The organism is Pseudomonas sp. P2S-1 (genome assembly GCF_057197725.1).
This window is the reverse complement of record NZ_CM170068.1, coordinates 4,998,892-5,011,735: the sequence shown is the minus strand read 5'-3', so window position 1 is coordinate 5,011,735 and position 12,844 is coordinate 4,998,892. Positions and strand designations below refer to the sequence as shown.

Annotated in this window: 7 protein-coding genes; 2 read left to right on the top strand and 5 right to left on the bottom strand. The window is 66.5% G+C overall.

Going from position 1 to position 12,844, the window contains the following annotated elements; genetic code table 11:
• Nucleotides 1–157: 157 nt before the first annotated feature.
• The gene (locus AC2CQI_RS22505) at nt 158–1,927 is read right to left on the bottom strand and encodes a flavin monoamine oxidase family protein (RefSeq protein WP_075804850.1); all 1,770 of its coding nucleotides are present in this window, start codon (nt 1,925–1,927) and stop codon (nt 158–160) included.
• Nucleotides 1,928–2,144: 217 nt separating this feature from the next.
• Between AC2CQI_RS22505 and AC2CQI_RS22500 the strand changes: the two genes are divergently transcribed.
• A complete protein-coding gene (locus AC2CQI_RS22500) occupies nt 2,145–3,551 on the top strand; it encodes an adenosylmethionine--8-amino-7-oxononanoate transaminase (protein ID WP_075804851.1) in 1,407 nt (468 codons plus the stop codon).
• Nucleotides 3,552–3,690: 139 nt separating this feature from the next.
• Complete coding sequence (locus AC2CQI_RS22495; RefSeq protein WP_484577920.1) at nt 3,691–4,410, top strand: 16S rRNA (uracil(1498)-N(3))-methyltransferase; 720 nt, start codon at nt 3,691–3,693, stop codon at nt 4,408–4,410.
• Here the strand turns inward: AC2CQI_RS22495 and AC2CQI_RS22490 are convergent.
• The 4 genes from AC2CQI_RS22490 to AC2CQI_RS22475 form a co-directional block, all read right to left on the bottom strand.
• The gene (locus AC2CQI_RS22490) at nt 4,407–4,865 is read right to left on the bottom strand and encodes a chemotaxis protein CheW (RefSeq protein ID WP_484577919.1); all 459 of its coding nucleotides are present in this window, start codon (nt 4,863–4,865) and stop codon (nt 4,407–4,409) included. The two genes, AC2CQI_RS22495 and AC2CQI_RS22490, sit on opposite strands and share 4 nt — an antisense overlap.
• The gene (locus AC2CQI_RS22485) at nt 4,858–10,110 is read right to left on the bottom strand and encodes an Hpt domain-containing protein (protein WP_484577918.1); all 5,253 of its coding nucleotides are present in this window, start codon (nt 10,108–10,110) and stop codon (nt 4,858–4,860) included. Before AC2CQI_RS22485 ends, AC2CQI_RS22490 begins: the two co-directional genes overlap by 8 nt.
• Before the next feature lie 135 nt (nt 10,111–10,245).
• The gene (locus tag AC2CQI_RS22480) at nt 10,246–12,285 is read right to left on the bottom strand and encodes a methyl-accepting chemotaxis protein (protein WP_075804855.1); all 2,040 of its coding nucleotides are present in this window, start codon (nt 12,283–12,285) and stop codon (nt 10,246–10,248) included.
• Between the two features lie 18 nt (nt 12,286–12,303).
• Nucleotides 12,304–12,843, bottom strand: coding sequence for a chemotaxis protein CheW (locus AC2CQI_RS22475; protein WP_075804856.1), 540 nt, complete (start codon nt 12,841–12,843; stop codon nt 12,304–12,306).
• Nucleotide 12,844 lies beyond the last annotated feature (1 nt).

Sequence of the window (12,844 nt, the reverse complement as noted above, 5' to 3'; positions counted from 1 at the left end):
GAAGACTGTAGACGGGGTTTTGGAGGATTGCGAAGGGCTTTGGAAATGAGGTGTTGCAGAGGGCCTCATCGCTGGCAAGCCAGCTCCCACAGGTACTGCACAAGTCTTGAGGCCTGTGCTGAACCTGTGGGAGCTGGCTTGCCAGCGATTGCGGCAGTCAGCCCGCCTTGGCCTTAGTGTCAGCCGCCGGTTTCTTGGCCGGCGCTGCTTTCGCTTCAGTCTTCTTGGCTGGCGCATGAGTAGCAGCAGGCTTCTTCGGAGCCGGCTTGGTCTCAGCCTTCTTCACCGGCGCCGGTTTGGCCGCCGGAGCAACCTTGACCGGCTCTTCCTTCACCACCGGAGCCGGAGCAACGGGAGCCGCCGGGGCCGGGGCTGGAGCAACAGGCGCCACCGCCGTTTCCGCCGCTTTGGCCGTTTCCGCAGCAGGCTTCTCATCCCCACCACCGAACAGCCGCGAGAAGAACCCGCCCTTCTCTTCCTTGCCCTTGCCCGCCGCCGCTACCGCAGCACCCGCCGCCGCAGCCGCCACGACCGGCTTGGCATCGAACGACTTGCCCGCCGCCAGGTCCTGCACCTGCCCCGCCGCGCGCTGGCCGCTGCGCAGCGCGCCTTCCAGGGTGCCGGGATACAGGGCGTCGGTGTGCTCGCCGGCAAAGGCGATGCGCTGCACCGGCGTCTCCCACAGGCGCCAGTACTTGCTGATCTGGCCGGGGCCGTAGGCCAGGTAGGAACCGCCGGTACCGGCATCGGTGCTGTAGCGGCGAATCTCGTAGCCGCTGAACGAGCCTCGCGCCTGTGGATAGAAGGCATGCAGGCGGATCAGTACCTGGTCGACCATCTGCTTGTCACCGAACGCCTGCATCACCCGGGCGTTGTCGCCGGACAGGTTGATCACCACGTTGGCGCCACCCTTGAGCGCCGGTTCGATCCACAGCATGCCGAGGCCGGCGTTGCTGTAGATCTCGCCGGACATGCGCGCGCGGCTTTCCCAGACCGGGGTCTTGAACTTCAGCATCAACTGGTCGCGCCAGCCGTAGTTGGTGCCCTTGAGGGCCGCAAGGTGCTTGTCGTCCAGGCCCGGGGTCAGCTGGATCTTCGCCAGCGCACGCAGCGGCACGGCCAGTACCAGGTAGTCGGCCTGGTAGCCAACGCCACCGACCTTGACGGTCACGCCGTCCTTGTCCTGGCTGATGGCGGTGACCGGCGAACTGGTCTTGATGGTTTTCAGTTGCTTGACGAAGGCCTGGGCCAGTACCGGGCTGCCGCCGGGCAGACGGGCGGCGCGCAGGTCACGGTCATTGACGCCACGGTAGACGCGGCTCTGCTGGGCGAAATACAACAGCGACAGGCGCGACGGCTCGTCATAGCGGGTACGGATCTGCTGGTTGACCAGTTGCCGCGCGGTGGCCGGCAGTTGCAGCTTGTCCAGCCAGGCGGAAACGGTGATCTGGTCGAGGGCGAACAGGGTGCTGGTCGCCTTCGGGTTTTCCGGGTCGCTGACGGACGCGGCGAGGTCATCGAGGGTTTTCTCGTAGCGTTTCAGCGCCTCGGCGGTGGCCGGCTGCTTGGTCGCCAGGTCGGCGGCGCTGAAATATTCGCCGTCGATCAGGTAGCTCGGGGTCCGCACGAACTCCGGCGCCGGCAGGGTGGTGAGCTTGAAGTTGTCCAGGTACTTGTTCAGTACCGGCTGCACCTTGCTGTTGCCGATCCACTCGCTGGTGGCCAGGCCCGAGCGCCCGCCGATGCCGGGCTTGGCCTCCAGCAGGGTGACCTGCCAGCCCTTGTTCTGCAGCTCATAGGCCGCCGTGAGCCCCGCCAGTCCGCCGCCGACCACGATGGCCGTGGGGGTCTTGGTCGCCGCCATCGCCCCCGCGCTGAACAACCCGATAAACACCAGCGCGCAGCCGCGCAGCCAACCAGCAGACATTCGTCGAACTCCGGATTTCAAGGCAGAAAAAAACGGGGAAGAATCCCCGCTGAACATGACGCCGAAGAATACGTCACGCCACGTAGGCCCGCCAGCAGCAGGGGCCGAACTGTCTTGCTGCGAAACGGCAGAAAACCTAAACCGACATTGTCCTGATCCCATCCTTTGCTTAGGCTTGTCCGGGTTTCCCACCCCGCGACGCCAGGAGTACAAGCCGATGGGCCTCAATCAACAGTGGATGGACCGCGACCTCAAGGTCCTGTGGCATCCCTGCACCCAGATGAAAGACCACGAGCAGCTGCCGCTGATCCCGATCAAGCGCGGCGAAGGCGTGTGGCTGGAGGACTTCGAGGGCAACCGCTACCTGGATGCGGTGAGCTCCTGGTGGGTGAACGTGTTCGGCCACGCCAATCCGCGGATCAACCAGCGCATCAAGGACCAGGTTGACCAACTGGAACACGTGATCCTTGCCGGTTTCAGCCACCAGCCGGTGATCGAGCTGTCCGAACGCCTGGTGAAGATCACTCCGGATGGCCTGAACCGGGTGTTCTACGCCGATAACGGTTCGTCGTGCATCGAAGTGGCGCTGAAGATGAGCTTCCACTACTGGCTGAACAAGGGCCGCCCGGAGAAGAAGCGCTTCGTCACCCTGAGCAACAGCTACCACGGCGAGACCATCGCGGCGATGTCGGTGGGCGATGTGCCGCTGTTCACCGAGACCTACAAGGCGCTGCTGCTGGACACCCTCAAGGTGCCGAGCCCGGACTGCTACCTGCGCCCCGAGGGCGTGAGCTGGGAAGAACACTCGCGGACAATGTTCGCGGCCATGGAACAAACCCTGGCGGAACACCACGAAAGCATCGCTGCGGTGATCGTCGAGCCGCTGATCCAGGGCGCCGGCGGCATGCGCATGTATCACCCGGTGTACCTCAAGCTGCTGCGCGAGGCCTGCGACCGCTATGAGGTGCACCTGATCCACGACGAGATCGCCGTGGGCTTCGGCCGTACCGGGACCATGTTCGCCTGCGAGCAGGCCGGCATCCGTCCGGACTTCCTGTGCCTGTCCAAGGCCCTGACCGGCGGTTACCTGCCCCTGGCCGCCTGCCTGACCACCGACGAGGTGTACGGCGCCTTCTACGACGATTACCCGACCCTGCGCGCCTTCCTGCACTCCCACAGCTACACCGGCAACCCGCTGGCCTGTGCGGCGGCGCTGGCGACCCTGGATATCTTCGAGCAGGACAACGTGATCGAGGCCAACAAGGCCCTGAGCCAGCGCATGGCGACCGCTACGGCCCACCTGGTGGATCATCCGCACGTGGCCGAGGTACGGCAGACCGGGATGGCCCTGGCCATCGAGATGGTCCAGGACAAGGCGAGCAAGACCGCCTATCCGTGGCAGGAGCGCCGTGGCCTGAAGGTCTTCGAACATGCCCTGACCCGTGGTGCGCTGTTGCGTCCGCTGGGCAGTGTGGTGTATTTCCTGCCGCCCTATGTGATTACCCCGGAGCAGATCGATTTCCTCGCGGAAGTGGCCAGCGAGGGGATTGATATCGCGACCCGGGACAAGGTCAGTGTGGCGGTGCCGGCGGATTTCCATCCGGATTTCCGGGATCCGGGCTGATAGCCCTGTATTGACCTTCAGGGCCCTATCGCTGGCAAGCCAGCTCCCACAGGTATCGCGTGCACCGCTGAACCTGTGGGAGCTGGCTTGCCAGCGATGAGGCCCTAGAAAACACCCAATTTTTCATGTCGAGCCCCCAATGAGACTCTCCCGCTTTTTCATCGACGCCCCGCTGAGCCTCGGCGAGCACGATCTGCCTGAAGCCCAGGCCCATTACATCGGCCGTGTCCTGCGCATGAACGCCGGCGACGCGGTACAGCTGTTCGACGGCAGCGGCCAGGAATACCTCGGCCAGTTGCTCGAAGTCGGCAAGAAAACCGTGCGCGTCGTCCTCGCCGAAGCCCTCCCCGGCCAGGCCGAATCACCGTTGCACACCCACCTCGGCCAGGGCCTGTCCCGCGGCGAGCGCATGGACTGGGCGATCCAGAAGGCCACCGAGCTGGGCGTGAATGTGATCACCCCGATCGTCAGCGAGCGCTGCGAAGTGCGCCTGAAGGACGAACGCGCCGACAAGCGCCTGGCCCACTGGCGCCAGGTGGCGATCAGCGCCTGTGAGCAATGCGGTCGCTCCAGCGTGCCGCAGATCAACCCGCCGGTAACCCTGGCCGAGTGGCTGGCCGCCAGTAACGAAGACCTGAAACTAGTCCTGCACCCGGTGGCCGAACCCCTGGTCAGCCACGAACGCCCCGCCAGCCTGGCCTTCCTGATCGGTCCGGAGGGCGGCCTGTCGGACGCCGAAGTGGAACAGGCCAAGGCCAGCGGTTTCCATTCCGCCCGCCTCGGTCCACGGGTCCTGCGCACGGAAACCGCGCCGGTGGTGGCGCTGGCCGTGGCCCAGCAGCTGTGGGGCGATTTCTAGACCTCGGGCAGCAGCTTCTCCAGCGCTACCAGGTCCGGCACCCGGGCGACCTGCTCGCCCACCTGCACCGCCGCCAGCTCCAGCTCGGCCAGCGGTACATCGACGTAGTTGAGCTGGCTGTCGAGCTTGCACGAGCGCGGAATGCCCTGCACCAGCAGGGCAAAGAAACTGCGCGAGGTGCCGCCGAGGGCATTGAGCACGACGATCCGCGCCCGTTCACCAACCCGAGTCTGCCCGCCGCAGGCCGCCTCGAAGCTCAGCAACGGCAAGCGCTGGCTGCGCCAGTCGATCCAGCCCAGCAGCCAGGCCGGCTGGTCCGGCGCCGGGGTGCAGGCCTGGTAGCCGATCAGCTCGGCCACCGCCACGTTGGGCAGCACCAGGCTGCGGTCGCTCAAGGGCAGCAAGAGCCCGGTGAGGCTGGTTCGACGCCCGCTACGGGCTCCCTGTTCAAGCATTCTGATGACTCCAGCGGGCGATGCTCTGCAGCAGCACCGATTCCTGGTACGGCTTGCCCAGGTAGTCGTTGACGCCGATGGCCATGGCGCGGTCGCGGTGCTTCTGCCCGGTGCGCGAGGTGATCATGATGATCGGCAGGTTTTTCAGTTGCGGGTCCTGGCGCACCTGGGTGGCCACTTCGAAGCCGTCCATGCGCGGCATCTCGATATCCAGCAGCAAGACATCGGGCCGGTGCTCGGCCAGCACCGCCATGGCATCGACCCCGTCCTTGGCGGTCAGCACGTTCATGCCGTGACGCTCCAGCAGACGCCCGGTGACCTTGCGCACCGTCACCGAATCGTCCACCACCAGCACCAGCAACGGTCGCGCCGGGCCACTGCCGGCAAGCGCCGGCACTTCCCGGTCCGCCCGTCCGGCCTGCTGGGCCAGACGCAGATGCAGCCCGCGCAGTTGCGCCAGCACATCGAGAATCAGCACCACCCGGCCATCGCCGAGCAAGGTCGCCCCGGCCAGGCCCTGCACCGCAGCGAACTGCGGCCCGAGGCTCTTGACCACGATTTCGCGGCTGGCCGACAGGCTGTCCACCTGCACGGCAAACTGCTGGTCGTGGGCATGCACCAGGATCACCGGCAGCGGCAGGCTCTGGCCCAGCAACCGTGGCTGACGCTGGCCCTGCAGCAGCTCGCCGAGATAGCGCAGCTCGTAGCGCCGCCCGGCGTATTCATAGCGCGGCGGATCGAGGCGATAGCAGGCCTCCAGCTCCGCCGGCGGCACCCGCACCACGCCGTCGATGGCGTTCAGCGGCACCGCGTACTGTTCTTCGCCGCAATGCACCATCAGCGCGCGGTTGACCGACACGGTGAACGGCAGGCGGATCAGGAAGCGCGCGCCCTTGCCCACCACCGAGCTGATCACCATCGACCCGCCCAGTTGCTTGACCTCTTCATGGACCACGTCCATGCCCAGGCCGCGCCCGGAAATCTGGGTGATCTTCTCGGCCGTGGAGAACCCCGGCTGGAGGATGAACTGCATCACTTCGTGATCGCTGAGTTCACTGCGCGGGTCCAGCAGGCCACGCTTGATCGCCTTGTTGCGCACCGCTTCCAGCGGCACCCCGGCGCCATCGTCGAACATCTCGATGACGATGTCGGCGCCTTCGTGCAGCAGGTTCAGGGCGATCATGCCCTGCTCCGGCTTGCCCGCTGCCAGGCGCACCTCGCGGCTTTCCAGGCCGTGGTCGACGGCGTTGCGCAGCATGTGCTCCAGCGGCGCGACCATGCGTTCGAGCACGCTGCGGTCCATCTCGCCTTCGGCGTTGCCCACCACCAGCTCGACCTGCTTGCCCAGTTCGCTGGCGGTCTGCCGCACCACCCGCTGCAAGCGCGGCACCAGGCGCTCGAAGGGCACCATGCGCGTGCGCATCAGGCCTTCCTGCAGCTCGCTGTTGACCCGTGCCTGCTGCGACAACAGGCTCTGCGCCATCTGCGTGCGGCCGGTCAGGGTTTCCTTGAGGTCGAGCAGGTCGGAGGCGGATTCGGACAGGGCCCGGGACAGCTGCTGGAGCTGGGAATGGCGGTCCATCTCCAGCGGGTCGAAGTCCTCGTAGGCATCGCCATCGGCCTGCAAGCGGCTGAGCAGCCCGCCCTGGGTTTCGGTATCCAGACGCCGCAACTGGTCGCGCATGCGCTCCAGGGTGGTTTCCATCTCGTTGAGGGCGACCTGGGCGTCGTTGATCTGCTGCTCCAGGCGTCCGCGCAGGATCGAGGTTTCCGCCGCCTGGTTGCCCAGGTCGTCGAGCAGCTCGGCGTTGACCTTGACCATGTCCAGCGCCGCACGCTCCGGCGCGGGTGCTGGTGCTTCCGCCGGGGCCTCGGCGGGCGCGGCGGCGGCGCTGTCGCTAAGGGCCGCGCTGCTGAAGTTGCGGATGTAATCGATCAGCGCCGTGGCCGCATGCAGCGGCTGCTGCAGACGCACCGCGTCGAGCATGTGGGCCAGGCGGTCGTGACAGTTCTGCAACAGGCTGAACAGCGCCGGGCTGGCCTGTAATTGGCCGGCGGCTAGGTGTTCGTAGAGGAATTCCAGCTCGTGGGCCAGATCGCCGATCGGGCCGATTTCCACCATGCGCGCGCCACCCTTCAGGGTGTGCAGGTCGCGCAGCAGGTTTTCCACCTCGACTGTGTTGCGCGGGTCGGCCTGCCAGCGGGTCAAGGCGCCGGCAGCGCTTTCGACGATATCCACGCCTTCTTCAAGGAAGATCTCCAGCAGCTCCTTGTCGCCTTCCTGCTCCGGTGCCTCGGCCTTGACCGTGGTCCCCGCCGGCTGGGCGTGATGGCGGAGTTCGCGCAGGGCGGCAAGGCTTTCCACCACCGACTCCAGTGCCTGGCCCTGGCTCAGTTGCGCCAGCAGCCGGGCCAGCAGGGCATGGCTGCCGCGCAGCAGGCTGACCAGCTCCAGGGACGGACTATAACGCCGATCCACAAGCCCTTCGTAAAGCAGCTCCAGTTCATGAGCGAGCACATCCAGCGCACCGATGCCGGCCATCCGCGCACCGCCCTTGAGGGTGTGCAGATCCCGTTGCAGCGAAGACAGCGTCGAGGCGTTGTCGGGATCGTCGGTCCAGCGCCGGAGGGCCTGGTCGGCGCTGTCCAGCACATCGATGGCTTCTTCGAGGAAGATCGCTACCATCTCGTGGTCCACCTCCTGCCCGGCCAGCTCGCGGGTGACGTCGCCCAGCTCGGCGATGCTCGACGTACCGTCGCCCTGGCGACTTACCAAACCCATCGCGCCAGGGTCCAGCCCCTCTTCGAGCAATTCGCGCAAGGCCAGCAAGCGCTCGGGGCAAGGCTCGACCTCCTGCCCGGCGGCGATCTGGTCAAGCATGTTGATCAAGGCTTCGTGCGCCTGCTGCGCTTCTTCAAAAAAGCGCGTGTCAGCGGCCAGGCTGCTTTCCTCGACGGCGCCATACAGGTCCAGCAGCGCCTCGCACAGCTCGTCCACCTGCCACAGATTGGCGAGGTGGGCGCTCTGGCCGAGGGTGGTGAGTTCGTCGAGCAGCGAGTTCAGTTCCTGGCGCTCGCCGGGGTGCTCCTGCCAGCGCAGCAGCAGGGATTCGGCGTCCAGCAGGATATCCATGCCCTGTTCGAGGAAGCTGGCGATCAGTTGCGGGTCGCGCTTGATCCGCAGGCTCTGGTCCGGGGAGTCGAGCAAGGCCTGGAGCCGCGCGCTGACCACTTGGTCGACCTGTTCGATCAGGATGTCGGCGCCCTTGATCGGCGCCAGCGGCGTGCTGCCGAGCTGCTCCAGGCCGCGACGCAGCAAGGGTTCGGCGGTTTGCAGCAGATAGATTTCATCGAGGTCGAAGCCCACCTGGTGGGCCTTGAACTCGCGGGCCAGCAGGTCCAGGGCGGTGGCCAGCTCGGCGATCGGCGTGACCCCGGCCATGGCCGCGCTGCCCTTGAGCGTGTGCAGCGCCCGTTGCAGATCGTCGCTGACCGGCGCCGGGAGATAGACCTCGGCATTGGCCAGGAAGGCGTCGAGCCCGGCCAGGTGGGTCTGTGCTTCGTTACGGAAGATCTCCAGCAATTGCGGGTCGAGGGGCTCGGCGTGCTCGCCATCGGCGTCGGCGTCGTTCATCGCCAGGGCGTGCAGATGGCTGGCGAGGTGTTCGACATGGGCGTGAGCATGCACCTCGCCGGTGGCGAACTCGTCGACCAGCGGGGTCATCAGGGTCATCGCCTGGCCAATCGCCTTGAGTACCTCGGCGCCGCTGCCGACGCGGCCTTCGAGCATACGGTTGAGCAAGTGCTCGCCGGCCCAGGCCAGTTCGGCCAGGACCGTGGCGCGGACCATCCGCCCGCTGCCCTTGAGCGTATGGAAACCACGGCGCAGCTCGATCAGCGCCTCGCGCGGATGGCCTTCGCCGCGCCAGCGCAGCCAGTCCTCGTCCATCTGGCCGAGGACTTCCTCGGCTTCTTCGAGAAAGACTTCGCGCAGTTCATCGTCCACCGGCTCCGGCGCAGCGATCGTGATCGGTGCCGGGTGCAGCGGCCGCGCCAGGACCGGAAAGCCCAGCGCCCCGAGTGCCCGCCGGGCACGGGCCAGCAGCGGCTCGACCTCGGCCTGGAGATCGATGCTCAGGGACTGCAACGCATATTCCAGGCTGCCGATCACCTCGGCGAGGTGCTCCAGCGCGGCGCTGTCGGGCAGGCTCTCGGCCTGCAGCACATGGGCGCGAAGGTAATCGGTACAGCGCTGCACCACGGCGGCCGGATGCGGCAGCATCAGCATGGCCAGGGCGCCACGGATCTGTCCGAGCAGGTCGGGGAGCGGTTGCAGACGCACCCGGTCCCAGCCGGCCTCGAGGCAATCGGCGATCAGGTCGCGGGCCTGCAGCAGCACGCCGTGGGCCTCGTCCAGCACCAGTTGGCGGATCTCGTTGATATCGGTGCCGGTAGGCGGGGTCTGGCTGCTGGTTTCGATGGCGCCGACCATGCCGCTGAGGGTCGCCTCGGCGTACTGCAAGGCGGCGGACACGTCGATCAGCGGCGCCTCCTGCGGCGCTTCCTTGAGCATCGACTGCAACACCGCAACCTGGTCGAGAATCACCCGGCGCGGCTGGTTGAAGCCGAGTACGGCGAGGGTATCGGCGATTTGTCGCAACGGCGCCAGCAAGGGCTCCAGGCTTTGGCCCTCACCGCGTGCGTATTGCTCGACGCGCTCCTTGATCCGCAGCAGGTCTTCGCTCAGTGCCGCCACCACCGAGCGCATGCCGTCACGGTCGGGCAGGCGGCCTTGCAAGGCATCCAGCGACAGTTCGAAGTTTTCCCCGCTACCGGGAGCGATAACCCCCAGTGCGCTTTCGCCCAGGGCCTCGACGCCGCGGGCGGCACGCAACTGGTTGAGCAATGGCAGGGCCAGCAACGGCAGGTCGCGCCGGGCAATCCGCAGGCGCTCCAGATACAGCGGCAACTGGCTCAGTGCGCGGAACAGCGCCCCTTGGGCGTTCGCCTGGCCGTCGGCCAACGCGCGGGCCAGCGCTTCCATTTCCTGGGCCAGCAGGGCCGCGCCCTTGAGCTCCAGGATCACCAGGCTGCCGTGCACCTGATGCAGCGCCTCGACACAGGCGCCCAGCCCCTCGCCTTCGCCAATGGCGAACTGCTCAAGTGCCTGGCGCGCCTGGGCCAGGCTTTCATCGATCGCCTCCCTGACCCAGGCCAGGGCGACGAAATCATGCCGGTCAGCCATGTTTACTTCCAACACATCATTCATGGGTTTGGCACGGACCCTGTGGGAGCTGGCTTGCCAGCGATTGCGATGGTGAATTCACTACAGCAATCGCTGGCAAGCCGGCTCCCACAGGGTGTCCGCGTGACGCTTTGATCAGCGCGACTCAGGCAAGGTAAAGCCCGACACCGACCGGCGCATCTCGCTGGCCATCCGCGCCAGGTTGCCGATGCTTTCCGCCGTGGCCGTGGAGCCGGACGAGGTCTGCGAGGTGATCTGCTGGATGATCGCCATGGTGTGGGAGATCTGCCCGGCCGACGAGGTCTGCAATTGCGCCGCATCGGAAATGCTCAGGATCAGCTCGGCCAGGGTCTGCGATACCCCCTCGATCTCCGCCAGGGCCACCCCGGCATCCTGGGCCAGACGCGCCCCGCGCACCACCTCGGCGGTAGTCTGCTCCATGGAAATGACCGCTTCGTTGGTGTCCACCTGGATCGCCCGCACCAGCGCCTCGATCTGCCGCGTCGCCGAGGACGAACGCTCGGCCAGGCGCTGCACTTCGTCGGCAACCACCGCAAAACCACGCCCGGCCTCGCCGGCCATGGACGCCTGGATCGCCGCATTGAGGGCCAGAATATTGGTCTGGTCGGCAATGTCGTCGATCAGGTTGACGATATCGCCGATCTCCTGGGACGACTCGCCCAAACGCTTGATCCGCTTGGCGGTGTCCTGGATCTGCTCGCGAATGTTGTCCATGCCGTGGATGGTGTTGTGCACCACCTCGTTGCCCTTGTTGGCAATGGCCACCGAGCGCTCGGCCACCTTGGCCGACTCGTAGGCGTGGTTGGACACCCGGTCGATGGACTCGGCCATGTCACCCACCGCCATGGACGCATCGGCGATCTGCTGGGCCTGGTGCTCGGAAGCCTTGGCCAGCAGGTGCGCGGTGTTCTGCGTGTCGTCCACGGCGGCGGCGACTTCCTCGGCGCTGTGGTTGATGGTCGCCACCAGGTCGCGCAACTGGTCGATGGAATAGTTGATGGAGTCGGCAATCGCCCCGGTGAAATCCTCGGTGACCGAGGCGGTGACGGTCAGGTCGCCATCGGCAAGGTCTTCGATCTCGTCGAGCAGGCGCATGATCGCCTGCTGGTTGCGCTCGTTCTTCTCGGCGGTTTCGCTGAGCCGGCGGTTGGTTTCGCGAACCATCACCGAACCAATCAGGATGATCGAGGCCAGCGCCAGCAGGCCCAGTACATAGCCACCGACGGTGTCCAGGGTGCGCCCGCTGGCGAGGTTCTCGAAGCCGTTGGCCAGGCGCGAGGCTTCATCCAGCAGGGTTTGCGACAGGCTGAAGATGTTCCCGGCCGCCTCGCGGACGCGGAACAGTTCAGGCGAGGTTTCGAGGATTTCGTCCACCGAGCCGGCAACGAACTGGAACAGCTCGGCGATTTCGCCCAGGCGCGCGCGGGCGTCGGGGTCTTCGACACGGGTCACCTGGATCGCCGGGTTACCACCGAGCATGCCTTCCAGCACCTGGCCAAAGCGGTTGGCATCGCGACCGAAGGCGTCGGCCGCCTGCACCGAGGTGTCGTCACCGGCCAGCACGGTATTCACCGAGCCGAGGATGCGCTCGGCCAGCAGCGCCTGGCGCTGGGCCACGGCGACCTGGGCGGCCGGGGCGCCGCTCTGCAGGAGAATTTCCACCACCTTCTCGTACTCGACCTGCAACTGCGGCACGGTCTCGGCCAGGGTTGCGGCGACCTGGTGCAGCGACAGCACGGTCTGTTCGCTGGCGAGGATCACATCGGTGTTCTTGCGCAGGGTCTCCCAGTCGCGCTGCACCGCGTCCATCTCGTTGCGCACTGCGGCAGGGGCCGACGGCAGGCCGGTGCTGTGGTCGCCCTTCTTCAGGTAGCCCCAGCGCTGCTCGAAGTCATTGCGCGCCTCGCTCAGCAGGCGGAAGGCCACGGTCTTGCCGGAAGCCGCCTCGGTGGCGTTCTTGGCGATACGCTGGGACAGCACGCGCAGCTCGCCGGCGTGGCCGATGTACTGCTTGTCGTGGTTGGCCTGGGTGTTCAGGTAGGCGAAGTTGGCGAACAACAGAATGATCGAGAGGATCAGCACGACGAACAGCGCCGCGATCTGCGCGCTGCTGCGCGATCCTTTGAGTGAAGTGGCGGGCTTGGGCTGGCTCACGGTTCTGGCGTTCCTTTACTACAGCGCGACATCGAGAAAGCCCGGGGCCTGGGCCAGGGCGAACGGGCTGAAAATCCCCCAGCAGTGCTCACGCTGGAAGTGTCCCTGGATAAAGGGCGCCGCGCTGCCCAGCAGGGGCGACGGCGGCGACAGTTCGAGGCCGTCGAGGGCGAAATGCTGGAGGCCGAGCACTTCGTCCACCATCAGGCCGGTGAACAGCTCATCGTGATCCACCACCAGGACCCGGCGCTGCTTGCGGGTCAGATTCGCTTCGAGGCCGAGAAAACCGCCGAGGTCGGTGACCGGCAGCAGTTGCCCGCGCAGGTTGGTGACCCCGGCCACCCAGGGTTTCACCCCGGGAATCCGGCTCAGGCGCGGCGCGGTGAGGACTTCGGCGACTTCACCCATGGGCGCCACGAAACAGTGCTCGCCGAGACGAAAACCGATGCCGCTCCAGGTCTGCAGGCGGGTTTCCTGCAAGGGCAGGTCGGCGGCGTGCAGGCGGCAGCGCCGGTCGATATCCAGCAGCAGCTCGAAGGCGGTCAGCGATTCGCCCATG